Raw genomic sequence first — 22877 nt, 5'->3', positions numbered from 1 at the left:
TGGCGGGCAGCCTGACGCCTCCTCGCCGCCCTCAAGGCCGCTTCGCGCCGCCTACGGCGGTGGCCTGCGGCCAGCCCTGACCGCGGCTCAGCACGACGCTGACATGCCCGGATAGGCCGCAACGGAGGAACACCGAACACAAGCTCTTGCAACGGAAGGAAGATGGCGTGATCGATCGATCCGTGACGCGCGAAACTCCGAGGGATCCATTGGCCAACGAAACCGCTGGCATGATTGGAACGGGCGTCGCGAACCCCACCTTGGCCAGCGGCCGCAAGGACCGTGCTCAAAGGCCGGACATATGGACGCAAGCGATCGAAAACGACGCAAAACAACCGTTGCAGGCAGGGCGCCGTCCACATATGGATCCCAGGGTCTGCGCTCCGCTTCGCGTTCGCTCCGCCCTAGGATGACGAAGGTAAGTGCTTACTTCCTGCCACCCCGCCGCTCCGCTCGATCGAAAAAACCAGCGATCCTGCCCGGCAGGATCCCGGACTCCAAAAACGGTGCATGCCCCTGGCCCTCCACGGTGATCGTCTCGATATCGGTATGGCGCGTCCGCATCTGCTCGAGCATTTCGGCGGACAGCAGCTTCGAATTGGCGCCGCGTATGACGAGCATCGGGATGGCCGCCAGCGCGTCGAACTGTGGCCAAAGATCGGGCAGCGGCCGGCTGGGATCGAGCCCCGCCAGCGTCTCGACCAGTTTCGGATCGAAATCGGGCAGAAATCCCTCCTCGGTCTCGCGGTAGAGGGCTGATACCATCCGCTCCCAATCCGCATCGGTCAGCGCCGCAAAATCCGCGCCATGGGTGCCGCGCAGGCCGCGGACCACCTCCGCGTACGTCTTCGGCCTTGGCGCGGGGTCGAGGTAGGAGCGGATATGGGCGAGACCTTGCGATTCGATCACCGGGCCGATGTCGTTGAGGACGATGGCCTTCAGCACGGGCGGCCGCATCGCCCCGAGCACATGGATGATCAGTCCGCCGCGCGATGTGCCGATGAAGGCAGCCTCGTGGATGCCAAGTGCTGCCAGTCCGGCGAGAATATCGCCCGCTTCGATGCCGATATTGTAATGGCCGATATCGGCATCGTAGGCGGACTGGCCGCGTCCGCGATAGTCGAAGGCGACAACCTTACGCCTCGCCTGCGTCGACAGATAAAGCGCCAAATCGTGAAAATCACGGCAATTGCGGGTCAGGCCGGGAAGGCAAACGACTGGCCAACCGCCGGAATTCGCTTCGCCGTAGATGCGGGCGTGCAGGCACAGCCCGTCCGGCGCGGCGTAGAAGAAATCGGAAAAACCCTGCTCGATTGGCATGTAGACTCCGTTCCTCTCACCGCCGGATCGCTTCGATTGCTACAGGCGAGGGGCAGGTAAGGTCAAATAGGGAAGGCGCCGGCGTTGGAGGTCCCTCAACGGGAAGATTGGCTGCCATAGTCGCTTTCGCCAGGTTTCGTAGGATGCAGAAAGGCACTGTCCCCGAAGCTGCCGATCTCCCACTTGGGGGCAGGGCTATTGCAGATGGAAAGTCGAGGCTTTCGCTCTACGACGGACCCCCACCCCTAACCCCTCCCCACAAGGGGGGAGGGAGACTTCCGTTGGCGCTGACCTCGGCAAATTGCCTGCCTTTCGGCGCCAAAAGGGGAAGTAAGGGCGCGCGGCAGCATTCCCTCCCCCTTGTGGGCAGGGTTAGGGTGGGGGTCCATCTTCGTAAGAATCCAACTGCGATTGCCCTGCGCTTGGGGAGATGTCTAGTGATTGGCAAGGAGGGCAGGAAAGAGCGGGCCGCTGTCCCGCCAACTCCACGTCCGGAACCTTCATAGCCTGAAACAACAAACCCGCCTCGGCGGGCGGGTCGTCGGTGCGAATCAGCACCATACCGAAATTAGTAGCATAGCTGCCGGCACAAAGCAAGAACAAAATACCATGACCGACAAATTCGCGTCCGTTCGCGCCCCCTTGCCAGCCCGTCTCGCCATCGCCAGTCATCTCCCCCTCGAGAGAACCTCAAGGGAGTGATCGGCAGCTCCAGCAGAGGCGGCGCTTCCGGAGCCCCGGTCGTCACCCCCGGCCGTTCACCAGATCTCCGACAATATCGTACTTGCCGGAGATACGCATCTTGTAGACCTCGTAATTCTCCATCACGCGCTGAACGTAACTTCTTGTTTCCGTATAGGGAATCCGCTCTATCCAGTCGACGACGGCGTCGACGTCCTTGCCGCGCGGATCGCCGTATTTCGTCACCCACTGGGCGGCGCGTGCGGGGCCGGCATTGTAGCCGGCGAAGGTCAGCACGTAGGAGCCGTCGAAACGGCCGAGCTGCTCGCCCAGAAAGGCGGCGCCCAGCGTTGCATTGTAGCCGGCATCGGTGGTCAGCCGGGCCTGCGAGAAAGTCATGCCGGCCTTCTTCGCCAATTGCTTGGCCGTGCCTGGCATCAGCTGCAGCAGTCCGCGCGCGCCGGCGCTGGAGACGGCGCCGATGTTGAACTCGCTTTCCTGGCGGGCAATCGCATAGGCCAGCGCCTTGCCCGAGCCGGAAATGTTGGCGGTGTCGGGAATGACGCCGAGCGGATGCGACAGCGCGCCGACATCGATGCCACGTGCGCCGGCGATCTTGCCGACCTTCAGCGCCATGAAATGGTTGCCTTGTCTTTCCGCCAGCGCCGCAAGCAGCGCAAGTTCGCCGGGGCTGTTCAGCTGCCCGGCAAGGTCGCGGTAGAGCGTCTCGGCATAGCGGTCATAGCCGGCTTCCTGCAGCCGCTTGATGGCGCTGACCGCCTCGCGGGTGGTAAAATTCCGGCGGTCGGCGGCACTTGGCTGGGGGTAGACGATATTGAGGGTCTGCCGGCCGACACGCTCGCCGGCGAGCTGGCCGTAAAAGGTCGTGCCGTAGCTAGCGGCACGGCTGAAAAAATCCTTGGCATTGCCGGGCCCGCCGACTTCGGCGGCACGGCCGAGCCAGTAATAGGCGCGCGACAGCGACATCGGCCCTTGGGCGAGCTCCGCGATTTGCGCAAAATGCTTGGCGGCGGTGCTCGGGTCGTTGAGGCCGCGCAACGCGTACCAGCCTGCATGGAATTCCGCCTCGGCGGCATTGGCGGGACTTTCGGCGGCATGCGCGGCGACTATTCTGTAGGCGGTCTTCATGTCGCCCTGGTCGACCAGCTCGCGCGACAGCACCCGGCGTTCGACCCACCAGGCGTCCGCATCGACCAGAGCGTCACGATCGCCCGGCGCCTTCATCACCAGCGCGGCTGCGTCGGAAAATTTCTGTTGCTTGCGCAGATATTCGGCTTCGGCAAAGAGATAGCCGACCGCCCGCTGCGCTGCCGGCACCGCCTTCAGCAGCTTGGCCGCGTTCTTGTCGCCCTTGCTGACCGCCGCCCAGGCGTCGGCCAATTGCTGGGCGCCGGCGAGACCGGCGACGCGTAGCGCCGAAGCGACCCGGTCGGCATAAAACATGCGCTCCATGCGGAAGCGATGGTCGGCGGCCGGGATCAGCGCGCCGAACTCGCGGATGACCGCCGCCTCGTCCCCGGCTTCGAGCTTTTCGGTGCGCCAGAATGGCGACAGCACCGAGCGCGCCGCCTTGGTATTGCCTAGCGCTACATAGGAGCGCGCAAGGATCACCACGCCCTCGAAGGTCAGCGGCTGGCTGCCGTCGAACGCCCGCACCACGACCTGTGGCGCGGGGTTCTCGCGATAGAGCGCGCGCTCGCTGTTCTTGCGCAAGGCGATCGTGCCCGGCCAGTTCGGCAGCATCTTCGCGGCATCGGCGATGTCGCCGCTCGGCACCTGGTCGCCGCCATAGAGCGCAATCGCCCAGGCAAGGATGTGCCGATCGAGCGATTTGGCCGGCAGCGCTTCGCGCACCTGGCGCGCGCGCTGAATGTCGTTTGCCGCAAGCGCATCGAGACCGCTCTTCAGCGCCGCGACGCTGGCGGATGGCGAAGGGGACTGCTGCAGTGCATCGTTCTGCGGCTCCGTCATCGGGATCGCCGACGTGACCTGCCCATCGACGCTGCCGCCGATCGCCGCGCCGGGGACCAGCACAACGATCGCGCCGAGAAGCGCGAAAAGATGAGGCCGCCTGGTCGGCATGGATTTGGTCATTTCCTATTCTTCGATGCTACCACTGGCACAGATGAACTGCAGCCTATTCGTCTGTGATGAAGGGCCCGTAAAGAAAACCTTATCGAGGTCGTTCGAATTGCAATTGCTGGCGCAATGCTTGCCGCGCAACAATGTCGAGACTATGGTGCGCCGCTTCGCTTTCGGCTAGAAGGCGCGCACGACAAACACCTACAGCGCCGCGGGTCTTCTCAGACGCGCAAAGGACGTTGTAGCAATTTAAATTTGGCGCATAACCCTTTCCGAAATCGACTGCGATTTTCGGGGTCATGCGCTAGTCCCAAGGAGTTGGACGACATGCTAAGAGGCTCGCTGACCGCGCTCGTCACACCGTTCGAAAAGAGCGGCCGTTTCGACGAGAAAGCCTTTCGCGCGTTCATCACCTGGCAGATCGCCGAAGGCACGACGGGCGTGGTCCCGGTCGGCACCACCGGCGAGTCGCCGACGCTGTCGCATGACGAGCACCGCCAAGTCGTCAAGGTTTGCATCGAGGTCGCCAAGGGCCGGGTTCCGGTCGTCGCCGGCGCCGGCTCCAACAACACCGAAGAGGCGGTCGGCCTGGTCCAGTATGCCGAGAAGGCGGGTGCCGACGCGGCCCTTGTCGTCACGCCCTATTACAACAGACCGACACAGCGCGGCCTCTATGCGCATTTCGCCGCCGTCGCCAAGGCAACCAGTCTGCCGATCATCATCTACAACATTCCGCCGCGCTCGGTGGTCGACATGAGCCCCGAGACGATGGGCCAGTTGGTGCATGACTTCAAGAACATCGTCGGCGTCAAGGATGCCACCGGCAAGGTCGAGCGGGTTTCGGAGCAGCGCGCCACCTGTGGCAAGGATTTCATCCAGCTCTCCGGCGAAGACGCCTCGGCGCTCGGCTTCAACGCGCATGGCGGCGTCGGCTGTATTTCTGTGACGGCAAATGTCGCACCCAGGCTTTGCGCTGAATTCCAGGAGGCAACGCTTTCCGGCGACAGCGCCAAGGCGCTCGACCTGCAGGACCGTCTCTTGCCGCTGCACAAGGCGATTTTCATGGAGCCCGGCGTTTCCGGCGCGAAATATGCGCTGTCGAAGCTGGGCAAGGTCGAGAACGTGCTGCGCTCGCCGCTAATGACGGTCGAGCCGTCGACCGCCGAGAAGATCGACGCGGCGATGAAGCACGCCGGCTTGATAAACTAGGGATGAGGCGCCACCTCTCCGCATCATGAATCAAGTCAGAAAAGCCGATCCCAACAACAAGACCGTTGCGGAAAACCGCAAGGCGCGGTTTTCCTATGAGGTGCTCGACACGATCGAGGCCGGCCTGGTGCTGACCGGTACGGAAGTGAAATCGCTGCGCCAGGGCCAGGCCAATATCCAGGACAGCTACGCCTCGGTCGAGGGCGGCGAGATCTGGCTGATCAACTCTTATTTGCCGGAGTATCTGCAGGCCAACCGCTTCAACCATGAGCCGCGCCGCCGCCGCAAACTGCTGCTCAACAAGCGCGAGATGGCAAAGCTGGCGCAAAGCGTCGACCGCGAAGGCATGACGCTGGTGCCGCTGAAGATCTACTTCAACGACCAAGGCCGTGCCAAGCTGCTGCTCGCCGTTGGCCGCGGCAAGAAGCTGCACGACAAGCGCGAGACCGAAAAGCAGCGCGACTGGTCGCGCGAGAAGGGCCGGCTGCTGAAGGAGCGAGGGTGAGGAGCGGTCCGCGAAGCGGAGGAAAAGCCAGCGATTTGGCTTTTCGAGCGACGAACGCCCGGAGCCTTAGCGGCGGGCAGGGCGGACCAAAAGGGATAGGTCTCGTTTGAAAAACCGGATCGTCTTATGGGGCGCGGCCGGTCTGCTCGTGGCGGGCCTCGTTCTGGCCGGCGGCTATACCTACTTCCAGACGTTTTCTCCGGACCGCGACAAATATCCGGTCAGGGGCATCGACGTCTCCCATCATCAGCGGCAGATCGACTGGCGGCGTGTTGCCGCCGACGATGTCGCCTTCGCCGTGATCAAGGCGACGGAAGGCGGCGATCATGTCGACGATGCCTTCGCCGCCAATTTGCGCGCGGCCCGCGCCGCCGGTCTTGCCGTCGGTGCCTATCATTTCTTCACCTTCTGCAGATCGGGTGCGGATCAGGCACGCAACTTCATCTCGGTGGTGCCGCACAATCAGCCTTTGCTGCCGCCGGTGGTAGACATCGAGTTCGGCGGCAATTGCCCGCAGCGGCCAACTCCCGAACAGCTGAGCGCCGAACTCTCCGCCTTCCTCGGCCCGGTCGAGGCGGCGTTCGGCAAGACGGCGATCCTCTATGTGACCGACGAGGTGGCGCAAGCCTATGCCGGGCAGCTAGCCAGCCGCCCGCGCTGGCTGCGTTCGCTGGCGCTGCGGCCGGGCCATGACAACTGGATCTACTGGCAGTATCACAACCGGGGCCGCGTCGACGGCATCAGCGGCGACGTCGACCTGAATGTTCTCCAGGGCGGACCTGCGACGCTGGCCGCATTGTTTGCCGCAGCGCCTGAAACGACAGCGTCGGATTGATGCTATTCCCGTCCACCAAAACACCCTCTCATATCGCAGGCGGCGCCGTGCTAAGTACATTTGATGCCGGAGCGCCCTTCATCAACCAATGACAGCAACGCCCCGCCTGCTGCGACGGACGGCGGCGACCCCCGCCTGGCATTTGTCTATGCGGAGGCGGTGCGTGGCCTCCAGCACCAGCAGGGCGTGGTTGAAAGTCTCAATACGCGCGCCGGCAATCTGATCTTCGCAACCGCGTTCGCGAGTTCTCTCCTCGGAGGCAGGGCGCTCCTGGATGGCGTGGGGCCCTGGGACTGGCTGGCGCTGATATTGCTTTTTCTTATCGGGCTGCTGGTCGCGATTATGGTGTGGCCGTATTATAACTATACGTTCCGTTTCGATCCAGAGAAGCTGCTCCAGGACTTCGTTGATCAGCACCCTCCCGCAACCCTGGACGGGATGCACCGAGCGCTTGCGCTGCGCATCAAATCCGACATGGCCAGCAATTGGCGGATCATCCAACGCCTGCGCGTCGCGCTGCAGCTTGCATTGTTTCTGTGGTTGCTGGATCTCCTGGCCTGGTTGTTCGCGATCGCCCGAATCTAGGGCTCGTGCCCTGGCGGGCGTCGTCCGACTCTATGTCTTCAGAAAAGCTTCTATCTGACTGAAGACGTTGACGAACATCGCTTCCGTCAACACGCCGGTATTGGTGTTGTAGCGCGAGCAATGATAGCTGGAAAACAGCGTGATGCCATTGGCCTGCTGCTGCCCACCATGCCGGAACGGATAGGCGGCAACGCGTTGGCCGAGCGCCCGCACGGTCGACTGGTGCGCGATCGAGCCAAGCGCCAGCACAGCGCGCAGATTTGGAAATCGCGCGATCGTCGGCACCAGGAACGTCCGGCAGGTCGCTATCTCGGCGCCAACCGGCTTGTTGTCCGGCGGCACGCAGCGCACCGCATTGGTAATCGCCGTACCGACAAGCTCCAGCCCGTCATCCGGTCGCGCTTTGAATTCGCCGCGCGCAAAGCCGTGCGCGATCAGCGTGTTGTAGAGCAGGTCGCCGGCAAAATCGCCGGTGAAGGGGCGCCCCGTCCGGTTCGCGCCGCGCAGTCCAGGCGCCAGCCCGACGATCAGCAGACGCACTGCGTCCTCGCCTTCCGGCGGCAAAAAGGTCGGCACCGGCGCGTTGAACCAGGACGGCTCGCGCCGCCGCCACTCGGCGATGAAGTCGTGCAACCGCGGGCAGAGCGGGCAATCGCGATCGGGTTCGGGGGAGACGACCAGGGGAGCGGTCAAGGCAACGACCGTCAATAGTCTTCCTCGTCGACTTCGGCCGGTTCGGGCCGGCGCACCGGCCGCTCCGACGGGTCGCGGCCGACTTCATTCTTGAGCGTCATCAAGTCGATGAAATGGTCGGCCTGGCGGCGCAGATCGTCGGAGATCATCGGCGGCTGCGAAGCCATGGTCGAGACGATCGACACCTTGCGCCCGCGCCGCTGCAGCGCCTCGACCAGCGTGCGGAAATCGCCGTCGCCCGAAAAGATGACATAATGGTCGACGACATCGGCAAGTTCGAGCGCATCGACGGTCAGCTCGATATCCATATTGCCCTTGATCTTGCGCCGGCCGGTCGAGTCGGTGAATTCCTTGGCCGGTTTGGTCACCACCTTGAAGCCGTTATAGTCAAGCCAGTCGATCAGCGGCCGTATCGAGGAGTATTCCTGATCCTCGACCAGCGCGGTGTAGTAATAAGCGCGCAGCAGATAGCCGCGTTTCTGGAAACTCGCCAGAAGTTTGCGGTAATCGATGTCAAAGCCCAGCGCGCGCGAGGTGGCGTAGAGATTGGCACCGTCGATAAAGAGAGCGATTTTTTCACGAGGATCGAACATGGAAAATGTCCTTTTTCGAAATAAGCGGTCGTCTAAATGCGTGGCGACTATCGGCCGGTCTGATAATAGACCTGTTGGCCTTCATCGTTCGAGATAACGCCAGTTTTACGGCAATCCAAGGCACCATGGCGCACCGCAAGCAATTGTGATCGGCGCTGTGTCGCCGCAGGCGGCCCGCGTCAGAGCTGCACACCGCCATAAAAGCTTGTATTTTGGCGGCGTTCGGGTTATGGACCGCGCCTGTTTTCCATCAAATCCAGGCATGAAAGGGGCAACTCATGGCCCGCGTAACCGTTGAAGATTGCATCGACAAGGTCGACAACCGCTTCGAGCTGGTGCTCCTGGCCGGCCACCGCGCCCGTCAGATTAGCCAGGGCGCGCAGATCACCGTACCGCGCGACAACGACAAGAATCCGGTCGTTGCGCTCCGCGAAATCGCCGAAGAGACGCTGTCGCCGGACGACCTCAAGGAAGATCTCATCCATTCGCTGCAGAAGCATGTCGAGGTCGACGAGCCGGAAGCCGATGGCGAGGCGATTGCCGACCAGACCGGCAGCGCCGTTGCGGCCACCGATGCCGACGACGCCGAGGACAACGTCACCTTCGATCGCATGACCGAAGAAGACCTGTTGGCCGGCATCGAAGGCCTGGTGCCGCCGGAAAAAAGCGACGATTATTGATCTTAGCGACAACTGCCGACACTTTCGCGTCGGCAGTTTCGTGGCTATCTATGACATGCGCCGTACGCCAGTGCGGCGCATGATTCATTTCAGCATTGCGAGATCCCGCCCATGATGCGTCAGTATGAGCTTGTCGAGCGCGTGCAGCGCTACAAGCCTGACGTCAACGAGGCGCTGCTCAACAAGGCCTATGTTTACGCCATGCAGAAGCATGGCCACCAGAAACGCGCCTCCGGCGACCCGTATTTCTCGCATCCGCTCGAAGTCGCCGCCATCCTCACCGAAATGCACATGGACGAGGCGACGATCGCCGTTGCCTTGCTGCACGACACGATCGAGGACACCACGGCGACCAGGGCCGAGATCGACGAATTGTTCGGCCCGGAAATGGGCAAGCTGGTCGAGGGCCTGACCAAGCTGAAGAAGCTCGACCTCGTCTCGAAGAAGGCCGAGCAGGCGGAGAACCTGCGCAAGCTGTTGCTGGCGATCTCGGAAGACGTGCGCGTGCTTCTGGTCAAGCTCGCCGACCGCCTGCACAATATGCGCACGCTCGACCATGTGCCGGAAGCCAAGCGCCTGCGCATCGCCGAAGAGACGATGGACATCTACGCGCCGCTGGCCGGCCGCATGGGCATGCAAGGCATGCGCGAGGAGCTGGAGGAGATTGCCTTCCGCTTCATCAATCCGGAAGCCTACCGCGCCGTCACCGCACGGCTGGCCGAAATCTTCGAGCGCAACAAGGGCGTGCTGTCGGAGATCGAGAAGGCGCTCTCCGCGCTGTTCGACAAATATTCGATCAAGGCCGAGGTCAAGAGCCGGCAGAAGAAGCCGTGGTCGGTGTTCCGCAAGATGGAAGCCAAGGCGTTGTCCTTCGAGCAGCTGTCCGACATCTTCGGCTTTCGCGTCGTCGTCGATACCGTCGAGGACTGCTACCGGGCGCTCGGCGCCATCCACACCACCTGGTCGATGGTGCCCGGCCGCTTCAAGGACTACATCTCCACGCCGAAGCAGAACGACTACCGCTCGATCCACACCACCATCGTCGGCCCGTCGCGCCAGCGCGTCGAATTGCAGATCCGCACCTATCAAATGAACAAGATCGCCGAATACGGCGTCGCCGCTCATTCGATCTATAAGGATACCGGTGGCAAGATGAATGGTGCCGCCCATGCGATCTCGAAGGAAACCAATGCCTATGCCTGGCTGCGGCGCACCATCGAGCAGCTTGCCGAAGGCGACAATCCCGAGGACTTCCTCGAAAACACCAAGCTGGAACTGTTTCAGGACCAGGTATTCTGCTTCACGCCGAAGGGCATGCTGATCGCGCTGCCGCGCGGCGCCACGCCGATCGACTTTGCCTATGCCGTCCACACCGACGTCGGCGACACTTGCGTCGGCGCCAAGGTCAATGGCCGCATCATGCCGCTGATGACGGAGCTGAAGAACGGCGACGAGGTCGAGATCATCCGCTCGAAGGCGCAGGTCCCGCCGGCGGCGTGGGAATCGGTGGTCGTTACCGGCAAGGCACGCTCGGCCATCCGCCGCGCCACCAAGAACGCCATTCGCAAGCAATATTCAGGTCTCGGTATCCGCATTCTGGAGCGCGCCTTCGAACGGTCCGGCAAGACCTTCACCAAGGAAAGCCTGAAGCCGGTGCTGCACCGGCTGGCGCGCAAGGACATCGAGGATGTGCTGGCCGCGGTCGGCCGAGGCGAAGTTGCCTCCACCGATGTCATGAAGGCGGTGTTTCCCGACTACAAGGACGAGCGTGTCACGCTGGTCGCGCCCAAGCAGCGCGAGGAGGGCTGGTCGAAGATCCGCAACGCCGCCGGCATGCTGTTCCAGATTCCGGGCCGCGCCGCACGCAAGGACAAGAACCAGCCGCGCGACGACGCAGTGCCGATCCGCGGTGTGCGCGGCGATCTGCCGGTGCGCTTCGCGCCGGAGGGGGCAGTGCCAGGCGATCGCATCGTCGGCATCGTGCAGCCGGGAACCGGTATCACCATCTATCCGATCCAGTCGCCGGCGCTGCAGGCCTTTGACGACCAGCCCGAGCGCTGGATCGACGTGCGCTGGGACATTGACGAGCGCACCAAGGAGCGGTTCCCGGCGCGCGTCTCGGTCACCGCCATCAACGCGCCGGGTTCGCTGGCCGATATTGCACAGGTCGTCGCATCCAACGACGCCAACATCCACACTTTGTCGATGGTGCGCACCGCGCCCGATTTCACCGAAATGCTGATCGATCTCGAAGTGTGGGACCTCAAGCACTTGAACCGGCTGCTGTCGCAGCTAAAGGACAATTCGAGCGTCAGTGACGCAAGGCGCGTGAATGGGTGAATAGTGAATAGTGAATAGTGAATAGTGAATAGTGAATAGTGAAGAGGGTGCTCTCACTACCATTCACCATTCACCATGGACATGGAGTGAACGATGAACACCGATGAAGTGCTGGGTATTTTCCGCGAGGCCGGCGCCGTGCTCGAAGGGCATTTCATCCTGACGTCGGGCCTGCGCAGCCCGGTCTTCCTGCAGAAAGCGCGTGTTTTCATGCATGCCGACAAGACCGAGCGCTTGTGCAAGGCGCTCGCCGAAAAGATCCGCACTGACGTGCCCGGCAGGATCGACTACGTCGTCGGCCCGGCGATCGGCGGGCTGATCCCGGCCTATGAGACCTCGCGCCATCTTGGTGCGCCGGCGATCTGGGTCGAGCGGGAAGGGGGTGAATTCAGGCTGCGCCGCTTCGAGATCGCCAAGGGATCGCGCGTCGTCATTGTCGAGGACATCGTCACCACCGGCCTGTCGATCCGCGAGACCATCGACTGTCTGCGCGCACTTGGCGCCGACGTCGTTGCCGCTGCGTGCATCATCGACCGCTCGGCCGGCAAGACCGATGTCGGCGTGCCGCTGATCGCGCTCGCCGAATATGAAGTTCCGGCCTATCCGGCCGACAGGCTGCCGCCCGAGCTCGCCGCCATACCGGCGATCAAGCCCGGCAGCCGCAATATCTAATGCATGTCGCCCAAAAGTGTGCGGCGGTTTTGGGACAACGACATGCATAAAAACAAGTCAAGAGGCGCTTCCGTGATTGCCGGCATGGATCATTTCGTGCTGACGGTTCGTTCGGTGGACGATACCTGCGCCTTCTATCAGCGCGTGCTTGGCTTCAAGCGCCTCGACGAGCCGGACCGACCAACGGCGCTGCTGTTTGGAATGCAGAAGATCAATGTGCATCAGGTCGGGCGTACCTTCGAGCCGAAGGCCAAGGCGCCGACGCCGGGCTCCGGAGATTTCTGCTTGATTGCTGCCCGGCCGCTCGCCGAGATATGTGCCAACCTCGCCGCCAATGGTGTGGTGATAGAGATCGGCCCGGTCGAGCGTGTCGGCGCTCGGGGCGCGATGATGTCGGTCTATTTCCGCGATCCGGACGGCAACCTCGTCGAGGTCAGCGAATATCGATCCTGAGTGACGCTCCTTAAATTCGCCGCGATCATGCCCTGTTCAAAACGGCGATACCCAAGGCTGGCGCGACCGGCCACCGAGCGGATGCCCTCGGCCTCGTTGTTCTTCGGCCAGCGCATCGCTATATCAAAGTCGTAGTTGCTTTTCGGCGACCGCAGAGCGCAGCATAGGCTGTCGCGCCTGGCTGGAAAGGCCGGCGTGAAGCCATCGACGGAACTAGGAACAGGAACAGAGTGCTTTTTCGACGGCGCAAGCCTGATGGTTTTTTCGAGCGGGTGCGTACTTATTTGTGGCCGCGCCGCTCGTTCTCGCGCTCGCTGCGGTATTTCTCCAAACGCATCCTGCGGCTTAGGGCCACGCCGCATGCCGTGGCCGCCGGTGTTGCGGCGGGCGTATTCGCGTCGTTTTTCCCGCTTGGCTTTCACTTCATCATTGCTGCCATCCTGTGCTGGCTGATCGCCGGCAATCTGGTCGCGGCAGCACTCGGCACGGTCTTCGGCAACCCCCTGACCTTTCCGCTGCTATGGGCCGCCTCTTGGGAGGTCGGCAAGCTGATCCTGCATGAACACCTGCCGGCGCATGGCCCGCCCGCGCATCTCGGCGACATGTTGCATAATCTTTCCTTTGCGCAATTGTGGGGACCGGTGCTGAAGCCGATGACGATCGGCGCAATACCGCTCGGCCTGGTTTTCGGCCTGCTGTTTTACGGCATCACCCGCTGGGGCATGGTCACTTTCCACGAGCAGCGCCGCAAGCGGCTGGCCGAAAGAGCGGCAAAGGCTGGAAAAACCGGGCCGGAAGTTCCTGCCGAATGATTATCGGTATTGGCAGCGACCTCATCGACATCAGACGCATCGAGAAGTCGCTGGAACGCCATGGCCAACGCTTCATCCAGCGCATCTACACCGAGATCGAACAGGCGCGCTCCGAAAACCGCGCGGCGCGTGCGGCCTCCTACGCCAAGCGTTTCGCTGCCAAGGAAGCCTGCGCCAAGGCATTGGGTACCGGTATGGCGCAGGGTGTGTTCTGGCGCGACATGGGGGTCGTCAACCTGGCCAGCGGCAAGCCGACCATGGCGCTGACCAATGGGGCGGCAGCGCGGCTGGACGAAATTCTGCCTGAAGGGCACCGCGCGGTGATCCACCTCACCATCACCGATGATTTTCCGCTCGCTCAAGCCTTTGTGATCATTGAAGCGTTGCCGGTCGAAGAAGCGCCACATTGATTGCATCTGACCACCGGCATGACGTTGCCCAGCGCGCGCCGAGACTCTATACCATCCAACGCACAATCGAGGACGACATGAGCGTGGCTGAAAAAACCCAGAAGAAATCCGGCGGACTTGGCGAAACCGTCAGCGTCATAGTCCAGGCCCTGCTGCTTGCGCTGGTCATCCGCACGCTCCTGTTCCAGCCGTTCTCGATCCCGTCCGGGTCGATGCGGCCGACTTTGCTCGAAGGCGACTATCTCTTCGTCACCAAGTGGTCCTACGGCTTCTCGCGCTATTCACTGCCGTTCGGGCCGAACATCTTTTCGGGCCGCATCTGGGGCTCAGAGCCGAAGCGCGGCGACGTGGTGGTGTTCAAGTTTCCGCCCGATCCTTCTGTCGATTATATCAAGCGCGTCGTCGGCCTGCCGGGCGACAAGATCCAGGTCAAGGATGGCCAGCTCTTCATCAATGACGTGGGCGTGCCGCGCGTCAAGGTCGGGCAGATCGACAACCGCGACATCACCGAGGAGAACGGGCCGGTCGATGTCTATCGCGAGACGCTGCCGAACGGCGTCAGCTACGACACGCTCGACCTGACGCAGGCTTCGATCGGCGACAATACCAAAGAGTTCAAGGTGCCGCCCGGTCACTATTTCATGATGGGCGACAATCGCGACAACTCGTCGGACAGCCGCTTCACCGTCGGCTTCGTGCCGGACGAGAATTTGGTCGGCCGCGCCAACCTCATTTTCTTCTCGATCGGCGGCAGCGCCAGCCCGCTCGAAATCTGGAAATGGCCGTCACTGATGCGCGCCTCGCGCCTGTTCCATTTCGTCAATTAGGGCCATGGCGGCGACGAAACGGCTGACCGCCGATGCGCTCGCCGAGGCGCTCAGGGAGCGCACCGGCCACAGTTTTGGCGACCATCAGCGCCTGCAGCGGGCGCTGACCCATGCCAGCGCTCGCGGCAGTCACGCCGGCGTCGACTACGAACGTTTCGAATTCCTGGGCGACCGCGTTCTCGGCCTTGTCGTTGCCGATATGCTGCTGGCGGCATTTCCCGACGCCGCCGAGGGTGAGCTGTCGCTGAGATTGAACGCTCTGGTCAACGCTGAAGCCCTGGCGGAAATTGCCGAGGAGATCGGCCTGCCGGAACTTATTCGCGCCGGTTCGGACGTACGCGGCCTCGACGGGCGCAAGCGCGTCAATCTGCGCGCCGATGCATTGGAATCGCTGATCGCCGTGCTCTATCTCGACGGAGGGTTGGAAGCGGCCCGTGCCTTCATCCACAGATACTGGCAGCCGCGCTCGCAAGCCATTGACGCCGCCCGTCGCGATGCGAAAACCGAACTGCAGGAATGGGCGCATCAGGCGGCAGGCGCAGTGCCGGTTTACATAATCGACAGCCGCGAGGGACCGGACCACGATCCGCTGTTCACCGTCAGTGTCAAGGTTGGCGCCTATCCGCCGGCGACCGGCAGCGGGCGCTCCAAGCGCGAGGCGGAGCAGGCTGCAGCCGCGGCACTTCTGCAGCGGGAAGGCGTCTGGCTCGATCAAGGGAGTGCCGCATGACCGCCACCGAAGCTCCGGCAACAGAAGCTCCCGCTACCCGCTCCGGCTTCGTCGCGCTGATCGGCGCGCCCAATGCGGGGAAATCGACGCTGGTCAACCAATTGGTCGGCGCCAAGGTGTCGATCGTGACGCACAAGGTGCAGACCACGCGCGCTATCGTGCGCGGCATTGCCACCCACAACAACGCGCAGATCGTCTTCGTCGACACGCCGGGCATATTCAAGCCGAAGCGCCGGCTGGACACGGCGATGGTGACGACCGCGTGGGGCGGTGCCAAGGACGCCGATATCGTGCTGCTCTTGATCGATGCCGAGCGCGGCATCCGGGGCGATGCCGACGCCATCCTCGAGCGGCTGAAGGATGTTCGGCAGCCGATGGTGTTGATCCTCAACAAGGTCGATCGGGTCAAGCACGAGACGTTGCTGGCATTGTCGGCGGCAGCCAACGAAAGGGTGCCGTTCAAGCGCACCTTCATGGTTTCGGCGCTGACCGGGTCCGGCTGCAAGGACCTGCTCGACTATCTCGCCGAGACCCTGCCGGCCGGACCCTGGTACTACCCGGAAGACCAGATCTCCGACCTGCCGATGCGCCAGCTCGCCGCCGAGATCACCCGCGAAAAGCTCTATCTCAGGCTGCATCAGGAACTGCCCTATTCCTCCCATGTCGAGACGGAGAAATGGGAAGAGAAGAAGGACGGCTCGGTGCGCATCGACCAGACCATCTATGTCGAGCGCGACAGCCAGAAGAAGATCGTGCTCGGCCATAAGGGCGAGACGATCCGCGCCATCGGCCAGGCGGCACGCATGGAAATAGCAGGCATACTCGAACAGAAGGTGCACCTCTTCCTGTTCGTCAAGGTGCGTGAGAACTGGGGTGACGACCCCGAGCGCTACCGCGAAATGGGGCTCGAATTTCCGCACTGAGCCTGTTTGGGCGATCCGCAGAGCGGCCTGTTGGCCGCCTCAGGATTCTGAGCGGTCGCCGGGGTGCCCGATCGGTCGACTTGCATCTTGAACAGCCGCCGAATCATTCCGGGAGGCCATGCGCCGACCACGTCGGTCGAGCCGTTTCTTATTGGCACCGGCGCGGCCCGAAATCCTGAGCGGGTTCTGAAAAATTTGCGATATTCATGCAAAATCGGCCAGTGGATCGAATGGAACTCCTGCCGATACTGCGACCTCGCGTGGTTCCCGTTTGTCGTCTCTCCGTCATACACCCTGCCTATAGGCTGTGCGAAAGACCCGCTTCCGAGCAAACCGGAACCGGCAGGCAAACAGCCAGATCAGGACATGACCGGGACTTGGAATCGCATCGACCCCATCCGTCAGACCGAGTTTGCAGACGCCGTCGCTGTTGAGATCGAGCGCGTGCTGGCGCGGCAAGGCAAGATGACGAACAGCGATGCGGTCGTTGCAGCGGGCAGGGTCGCCGGCGCCGTTGCCGCCGCCGTCGCGTTGCTTGCGCCGACCGACATCAGTGCGATCGACACCATGCGGGAAAGATTACCCGGCATGGCGTCGCGTTTCGTGCGGATATTGGCAGCCGAAGCTGCGGAACGCCGTGCCAGGAGGCCTCTGTCGACGACGCACGACGGCCAAGGGGCAGACATCCAACGCCTGGCCGGAACGGGCGACCTCGACTCGATGCGGGTCGAGGACTGGGCCGGTCGGGTCGCCGGGTCGACGTTCCTGCAGCACAATCTCGGCATATCGCGCTCGACTCTGCATCGCTGGCAGCGCAGCGGCACGGTCGTTGCGTTGCGCACCGGTGGCCGCAAACATGTATTTCCCCTGGCCCAGTTCATCGACGGCAGGCCGGCGCCGGGTATCAAGGAAGTGCTATCCGCGATGCCCGATCCACGGCATGCCTGGTCGTGGCTGATTGGCCCCGCGCCCGGCCTCGCCGGACGTATTCCCATTGAACTGCTCAAACGGGATCTGGTGGCGGAAGTCGTTCTTGCCGCACAGAACGCAGCGATGGCGAAGTCGACTTGATCTCGCTGCCAACGCTAAAAGTCTATTCTAAAAAAAGAACACGCACAAGGAATGTATGTCGGATTCCGATCGGTTTGTCGGCTAATGGCATAAGTATATTTTTGTACAATTGTGACAGTGTCTCGTTTGTGCCGGGGGCAAGTGTGAAGAAAATGTGAAGTGATATTTGTGCAACATGGATTTATTCTGTTATGCAAACATTGATTATTTTTGTAATCGTCATTGAGACTGGAATGCGGATGAGTATGTTCGCCGCCTGAAGAGGGGGTGCGGTGCGCGCCTTTTTCGACGTGGGTGAGGCGTTCAGCCGTTCAACCCATGAATCCAAAGCCATTTTTAACTTTGACTGGAGAGGTCAGAAAATGAATATCAAGAGCCTTCTTCTCGGCTCAGCCGCGGCATTCGTCGCGGTCTCCGGTGCGCGCGCCGCCGACGCTGTTGTGGTCGCCGAGCCGGAACCCGCCGAATACGTCAAGATCTGCGACGTCTACGGCGCCGGCTACTTCTACATTCCCGGCACCGAGACCTGCCTGCGCATCGGCGGCTATGTCCGCTATGACGCCAGCTTCGGCGACGCCGGCCGCGTTTTCGATGGCGCGACGACACACGACCTTTTGGACGGTGACGAGCAGCAGACCTGGAACAAGAATGCCCGCTTCAATTTGAAGACGTGGACCGGCCAGGAAACCGAGCTCGGCACGTTGAAGACCTATACCGAGACCCGTTTCAACTTCGGCAATACCAAACGCACCGTGAGCGGTGTTGATTTCAGCGTGCAGGACAACAAGGCGGTTACCCTGAACTTCGCCTGGATCCAGCTTGGAGGTTTCCGCGTCGGTAAGGATGAGACTGTCTATGATTCGTTCATCGGCTACGCCGGCAACGTCGTCCAGGACACTATCATTCCTTACGGCACCAAGGACACCAACCTGATCAGTTACTACTTCGACGGCGGTAATGGCTTTACGGCAGTCGCCTCGGTCGAAACGGGCTCCGGCGCTGACCAGTCGATCGACAGCTACGTTCCGTTTGTCGCTGGCGGCGTGAAATACAAGGGTGACTGGGGTGCGATCACCGCGGTCGGCGCCTATAACAGCACGTCGGAAGAATGGGCCGGCAAAGGTCGCCTCGACGTCAAGCCGATTACTGACCTGACCCTGTTCGTGATGGCGGGCTACGGCAGCGACGACAACGTCGCGAAGAACTTCTACAAGCCGTGGACTGGCAACTTTGCCGTCTGGGGCGGCGGCAGCTATGCCGTCAACAAGAAGACCTCTTTGAACGCCCAGGTCTCCTATACCGACGACCAAGACTTCGCCATTGCGGCCAACGTCGCCTACACCATCGTTCCTGGTTACACGATCACCGCCGAAGTCGATTATTACGACAATTTCGATGCCGACGATGCCGACGCAATCGGCGGCATCTTCCGCTTCCAGCGCTCGTTCTGATCAAACGACGATCTCGCAAAAACGGCCCGTAGCGTATCTCTACGGGCCGTTTTGGTTTGGCGGCGGATAGTCGCTCATCTTGATTTCGCCATCCAACCGGTGACAAGCTCTCGTCATGGAATGGCACGACGAGGGAATCATTCTCGGCACCCGCAAGCATGGCGAAACCAGCGCCATTCTCGAGGTAATGACGCGCGCGCATGGCCGCCATCTCGGCCTCGTGCGCGGCGGCCGTTCGCGCAAGCAGCAGCCGGTCTTGCAGCCCGGCAATCGCGTCGACCTGTTGTGGCGGGCGCGGCTCGACGAGCATCTCGGCACCTTCCAGGTCGAGGCTATCGAGATGAACGCCGCCCGGCTGATGGACAGCGCCGTTGCCGTCTACGGCTTGCAGACGATGGCCGCGCATTTGCGTCTTTTGCCCGAGCGTGACGCCCATGGCGGCCTTTACGAGACGCTTGCGGTGATGATCGCTCATCTCGACGATGCCGATGCCGCCGGCGAGCTGGTGGCCCGCTTCGAGCTGCTGGTACTCGACGAACTCGGTTTCGGCCTCGATCTCAGCCAGTGTGCGGCGACCGGCACCAGGCAGGACCTTGCCTATGTCTCGCCGAAATCCGGCCGCGCCGTGTCGCGGGCGGCGGGCGCGCCGTGGCGCGACAAGATGCTGGCGCTGCCTGCCTTCCTGCAGCGCGGCTCCGGGCTGCGCGCCGATCCGGCGGCGATCGAGGACGCCTTCCAGCTGACCGGCTTCTTTTTGACCCGCCATGTCTACGAACCGCGCGGCATCGAGCCTCCCGGCGCCCGCGCCGGGTTTCTCGCCGCTTTGCGCAGGCATCATTCACCCGGCCATGAATCCGGCAAGGCAAGCGCCGGGGAAACCGCCACCGGGGAAACCACCAGATGAGCGAAGTTGAACCTGATCCCGAAAACGTTTCGCCGCTCGGCCTTGGCACCATTTCGCAGGTGGGCGAGGCCTATGCGACGGCCGAGTTCAAAGTGAATTTGACGCGGCCGATCACGCCAAGGACGGGCGAGGTGGTGTGCGAGGGCAAAGTGGTGCACAAGGGCCGCACGCTGACGGTTTCGGAAGCGGCGCTGAAGGACGCCAACGGCAAAGCTGCTAGCTTTCGGCACCGAAACATGCTCGATCTTTCCGGCCAATCTGGCGGCACGTTGAATGGACCGGCCGTTTGGCCGCCGCATTTGAATGTCACTGAACATTGAATGTCAGTGACAACTGGCCTGGTTTGGGGGAACCGCCATGTTTGAAGGCCTGATTGGCCTCGTCGCCATCATCGTGCTGTTCGTCATCATTTCACGCCAGCAGAGCCGCATCGGCCTGATCGAGCGCGAGCTTGGCGCCTTGCGCAGCCTTGTGCTTTCGGGCACGCCTGCGCTGCCGCCGCAAGCCAAGGAACCGGCTGCAAACGACAGCAAACCGGCGGATGCCGCAATCCCGCTTGCGGCCGCAGCCGACATGGCCGTATCGCCACGGCCCGCAGCGGTCGTGTCAGCTGCAGAGGCCGATGCCGATACAACGGCGCCGTCCGCGCCGGGGTCGGCGCAACCGGCGGCAGCGGCGAAGGCAGCTCGCCAGTCCGACGTCGAAACGGCGCTTGGTACCCGCTGGGCGGTCTGGGTCGGCGGCATCGCGCTGGCGCTGGGTGGCTTGTTTCTGATCCGCTACACCATCGAGGCCGGCATTTTCGGGCCACGCGTGCGGCTTGTCATGGCGGCGGCACTCGGGCTGGTGCTGGTCGCCGGCGGCGAGTTCATCCGCCGCACCGGCTTCAGGGTGCCGGTGCAAGGTGCTGCCGGTGCCTATATCCCGGCGATCCTGACGGCGGCCGGCGCTTTCATCCTGTTCGGTACCGTCTACGCCGCGTACAGCATTTACGGCTTCATCGGCCCGACGCTCGCTTTCACGTTGCTCGGCGCCATCGGGGTGGCGACGATCGCGGCAAGCCTGGTCCACGGTCAGGCGCTGGCCGGCGTCGGCCTGCTCGGTGCCATGGTGACGCCGCTGCTGGTCGCCTCGCAGGCGCCCAATCCGTGGGCGCTGTTCGGCTATCTGGCGATCGTGCTCGCCGCCACCTGCGTCATTGCCCGCATCCGCGACTGGAGGCTTTTGACGGCCGCAGCCTTCGTCGCGACGGGGATCTGGACCATCTTCTATATGACCGACGCGCCGGGGGCGAACCTTGACGTCATCCTCTTTATCGACGGGGTGACACTGGCCGTGCTCGCCTTCGTCTGGCTTGGCCGCCGCGACGATGCGGGCGCCGGCAGCGGCTTCGACTGGCCGTCGATCGCGCCGGGCTTCTTCGTCGGCCTTTCGGCGCTGGCCCTGTTTGTCGATCCGGCCTTCGTCGCCATCCGCGGTGCATTGCCGGGGGCCGCCCTTGTCGCAGCCCTGGTGGCGGTGGCGCTCTACCGGCCGCGGGCGCTTGCACTGCTGCACGCCGCCGGGCTGGCGACGGTACTGGTCTATCTCGGCATCATTCCGCCGACCACGATCGCTTCAGATTTTTCGGGTGGAGCTCTCGGCGTCGACGGCATGCCGGTCGTGGCGTCCGATGCCTTGATGTTCAGGGTCGGCATCGCTCTCGGCCTGGTCTTCATCGGCGCCGGCTTTTGGGCGGCGCGCCATTTTGCGGCCTCTGGCTGGCTGCGCGCCGCCGCATGGGCGGCCTGGAGCGCTGTCGCGCCACTGGTCATCCTGCTGGCGCTCTGGTCTACCTTCGGCAATCTCGACCGAGACCTTGCTTATGCGGCGGTCGCAGCCGTTTTGGTCGGAGTCTTCGTCGCCGGCGGCGAGTGGATAGCACGCGGCGAAGCGCCGCCGCTAACCGGCGGCGCTGCTGTCTCCTTTGCGCTCGGCGGGGCGGCGATTGCCGGCCTGCTGATGCTGCACATGGCCTTTGGTTCCGGCTGGACAACCATCCTGCTCGGAGCAGCCGCCGCCGTGCCGGCGCTGGCGACGCGCTGGCGCAGCTATCCGGTGCTTGGCTGGATTTCCGTTGGTGCGGTGATTGCAGTGCTTGGTCGCGCTGCCTTCGACCCGACCATCGTCGGTGCCGAGTTCCTGTCGAAGACGCCGGTGTTCAACTGGCTGCTGCTTGGATATGGCGTGCCGGCGCTCGCTTTCGGTTTTGCCGCCTGGCAGCTTGCCCGAACCACCAACGGCCGACCGCGCCTCGCAATGGAGGCCGGCGCCGCGCTGTTTGCCCTGCTCACCGTCGCCATGCTGGTGCGCCATGCCATGCATGGCGGCGTCATCGATACGGCTGCTGCGACGCTTGCCGAACAGGCGATCTACACGCTGATCGCCATCGGTGCCGGTGCCATCCTGGTCGCCATCGACATGCGCTCGCCAAGTTCGGTGCTGCGCTACGGCTCGATTGCAGCGGGCGTGGTCTCGGTCGCGTTCATCGTCCTCCAGCATTTTCTGGCGCTGAACCCGCTGCTGACGGATGAATCGACCGGCAGCATTCCTGTGTTCAATCTTCTGTTCCTCGCCTACCTCTTGCCGGCGGTTGCGGCCGGCGCACTGGCGCTCTATGCCCGCGACAAACGACCGAAATGGTATGCAGCGATGCTGGCGATGGTGGCGGCGGTGCTCGGCTTCGCCTATGCCACGCTGTCGGTCAGGCGCCTGTTCAAGGGCGAGTTCATCGGGCTGTGGAGCGGTCTCGGCCAGCTCGAGACCTATACTTATTCGGCACTGTGGCTGGTCATCGGCGTGGTGCTGCTCACCGCAGGTGTATGGCTGAAGTCGCAGGTGCTGCGCATAGCGTCGGCGGCGCTGATCTCGATCGCCGTGCTCAAAGTCTTCATCTTCGACATGTCGGAACTGGAAGGCGTGTTGCGGGCGCTGTCCTTCATCGGCCTCGGCGCGGTGCTCATCGGCATCGGCCTGTTCTATCAGCGGCTGCTGACAAGGGCGGCGAAAGCAAAGCTCGAGACGAGCAATAGCTGACGATT

At 62.8% G+C, this 22877-nt stretch carries 22 protein-coding genes; 18 read left to right on the top strand and 4 right to left on the bottom strand.

The annotated features are described in order from the left end of the window. Window positions 1-426 precede the first annotated feature (426 nt). Together NKJ15_RS25565 and NKJ15_RS25560 are read right to left on the bottom strand one after the other, a co-directional pair. Window positions 427-1320, bottom strand: coding sequence for an alpha/beta fold hydrolase (locus NKJ15_RS25565; RefSeq protein WP_352818291.1), 894 nt, complete (start codon window positions 1318-1320; stop codon window positions 427-429). A 744-nt stretch (window positions 1321-2064) separates the two neighbouring features. Next, window positions 2065-4104: a lytic transglycosylase domain-containing protein gene (locus NKJ15_RS25560; protein WP_352818299.1), complete on the bottom strand. Its 2040-nt coding sequence runs from the start codon at window positions 4102-4104 to the stop codon at window positions 2065-2067. A 327-nt stretch (window positions 4105-4431) separates the two neighbouring features. Here NKJ15_RS25560 and dapA point away from each other — a divergent pair, with 327 nt between their 5' ends. From dapA to NKJ15_RS25540, 4 genes are all read left to right on the top strand, one after another. After that, window positions 4432-5313 carry a 4-hydroxy-tetrahydrodipicolinate synthase gene (gene dapA, locus NKJ15_RS25555; protein ID WP_352540767.1) on the top strand — a complete coding sequence of 294 codons (882 nt, stop codon included), beginning with the start codon at window positions 4432-4434 and terminating at the stop codon, window positions 5311-5313. A gap of 25 nt (window positions 5314-5338) precedes the next feature. Then, window positions 5339-5818 carry an SsrA-binding protein SmpB gene (gene smpB, locus NKJ15_RS25550; protein ID WP_023768487.1) on the top strand — a complete coding sequence of 160 codons (480 nt, stop codon included), beginning with the start codon at window positions 5339-5341 and terminating at the stop codon, window positions 5816-5818. Between the two features lie 106 nt (window positions 5819-5924). Beyond that, window positions 5925-6653 (top strand): GH25 family lysozyme, encoded by a 729-nt coding sequence (locus tag NKJ15_RS25545; RefSeq protein WP_352818288.1) that lies wholly within the window; start codon window positions 5925-5927, stop codon window positions 6651-6653. Between the two features lie 63 nt (window positions 6654-6716). Then, entirely contained in the window at window positions 6717-7238 is a 522-nt protein-coding gene (locus NKJ15_RS25540) for a hypothetical protein (protein WP_352471043.1), read from the top strand. Window positions 7239-7268: 30 nt separating this feature from the next. Here NKJ15_RS25540 and NKJ15_RS25535 read toward each other — a convergent pair whose 3' ends face one another. Both NKJ15_RS25535 and NKJ15_RS25530 read right to left on the bottom strand, forming a co-directional pair. Then, entirely contained in the window at window positions 7269-7946 is a 678-nt protein-coding gene (locus NKJ15_RS25535) for a uracil-DNA glycosylase (protein ID WP_245274739.1), read from the bottom strand. Continuing rightward, complete coding sequence (locus NKJ15_RS25530; RefSeq protein ID WP_023677774.1) at window positions 7943-8524, bottom strand: LabA-like NYN domain-containing protein; 582 nt, start codon at window positions 8522-8524, stop codon at window positions 7943-7945. Before NKJ15_RS25530 ends, NKJ15_RS25535 begins: the two co-directional genes overlap by 4 nt. A 278-nt stretch (window positions 8525-8802) precedes the next feature. Between NKJ15_RS25530 and rpoZ the strand changes: the two genes are divergently transcribed. From rpoZ to NKJ15_RS25460, 14 genes are all read left to right on the top strand, one after another. Then, window positions 8803-9204: a DNA-directed RNA polymerase subunit omega gene (gene rpoZ / locus NKJ15_RS25525; protein ID WP_023677773.1), complete on the top strand. Its 402-nt coding sequence runs from the start codon at window positions 8803-8805 to the stop codon at window positions 9202-9204. A gap of 111 nt (window positions 9205-9315) precedes the next feature. After that, on the top strand, window positions 9316-11544 hold the full coding sequence (locus tag NKJ15_RS25520; protein ID WP_352501814.1) for a RelA/SpoT family protein: 2229 nt from the start codon (window positions 9316-9318) through the stop codon (window positions 11542-11544). 93 nt (window positions 11545-11637) lie between these two features. Beyond that, window positions 11638-12216, top strand: a complete 579-nt coding sequence (gene pyrE / locus NKJ15_RS25515) for an orotate phosphoribosyltransferase (RefSeq protein WP_352471045.1) — start codon at window positions 11638-11640, stop codon at window positions 12214-12216. Window positions 12217-12258: 42 nt separating this feature from the next. Further along, window positions 12259-12669, top strand: a complete 411-nt coding sequence (locus tag NKJ15_RS25510; protein WP_352818285.1) for a VOC family protein — start codon at window positions 12259-12261, stop codon at window positions 12667-12669. A gap of 230 nt (window positions 12670-12899) precedes the next feature. Next, on the top strand, window positions 12900-13481 hold the full coding sequence (locus NKJ15_RS25505) for a DUF2062 domain-containing protein (RefSeq protein WP_023677769.1): 582 nt from the start codon (window positions 12900-12902) through the stop codon (window positions 13479-13481). Then, a complete protein-coding gene (gene acpS, locus NKJ15_RS25500; RefSeq protein WP_352467214.1) occupies window positions 13478-13891 on the top strand; it encodes a holo-ACP synthase in 414 nt (137 codons plus the stop codon). The genes NKJ15_RS25505 and acpS overlap by 4 nt, the downstream gene beginning before the upstream one ends. Before the next feature lie 77 nt (window positions 13892-13968). Beyond that, window positions 13969-14718 carry a signal peptidase I gene (lepB, locus tag NKJ15_RS25495; protein ID WP_352471047.1) on the top strand — a complete coding sequence of 250 codons (750 nt, stop codon included), beginning with the start codon at window positions 13969-13971 and terminating at the stop codon, window positions 14716-14718. A 4-nt stretch (window positions 14719-14722) separates the two neighbouring features. After that, window positions 14723-15448 (top strand): ribonuclease III, encoded by a 726-nt coding sequence (gene rnc / locus NKJ15_RS25490; protein WP_352471048.1) that lies wholly within the window; start codon window positions 14723-14725, stop codon window positions 15446-15448. Continuing rightward, window positions 15445-16371, top strand: a complete 927-nt coding sequence (gene era / locus NKJ15_RS25485) for a GTPase Era (RefSeq protein ID WP_352530336.1) — start codon at window positions 15445-15447, stop codon at window positions 16369-16371. Before rnc ends, era begins: the two co-directional genes overlap by 4 nt. Before the next feature lie 87 nt (window positions 16372-16458). Continuing rightward, entirely contained in the window at window positions 16459-17442 is a 984-nt protein-coding gene (locus NKJ15_RS25480) for an antitoxin Xre/MbcA/ParS-like domain-containing protein (RefSeq protein ID WP_352818282.1), read from the top strand. Window positions 17443-17804: 362 nt separating this feature from the next. Beyond that, on the top strand, window positions 17805-18893 hold the full coding sequence (locus tag NKJ15_RS25475) for a porin (RefSeq protein ID WP_352818279.1): 1089 nt from the start codon (window positions 17805-17807) through the stop codon (window positions 18891-18893). Between the two features lie 115 nt (window positions 18894-19008). Beyond that, complete coding sequence (gene recO / locus NKJ15_RS25470; protein WP_352471051.1) at window positions 19009-19797, top strand: DNA repair protein RecO; 789 nt, start codon at window positions 19009-19011, stop codon at window positions 19795-19797. Further along, window positions 19794-20117 (top strand): PaaI family thioesterase, encoded by a 324-nt coding sequence (locus tag NKJ15_RS25465; protein WP_352818276.1) that lies wholly within the window; start codon window positions 19794-19796, stop codon window positions 20115-20117. The genes recO and NKJ15_RS25465 overlap by 4 nt, the downstream gene beginning before the upstream one ends. Window positions 20118-20154: 37 nt before the next feature. Continuing rightward, window positions 20155-22872, top strand: a complete 2718-nt coding sequence (locus tag NKJ15_RS25460) for a DUF2339 domain-containing protein (RefSeq protein ID WP_352818273.1) — start codon at window positions 20155-20157, stop codon at window positions 22870-22872. Window positions 22873-22877 lie beyond the last annotated feature (5 nt).

Source organism: Mesorhizobium sp. M0207 (genome assembly GCF_040321995.1).
Lineage (GTDB): Bacteria > Pseudomonadota > Alphaproteobacteria > Rhizobiales > Rhizobiaceae > Mesorhizobium.
This window is presented reverse-complemented; position numbering and strand designations above follow the sequence as displayed.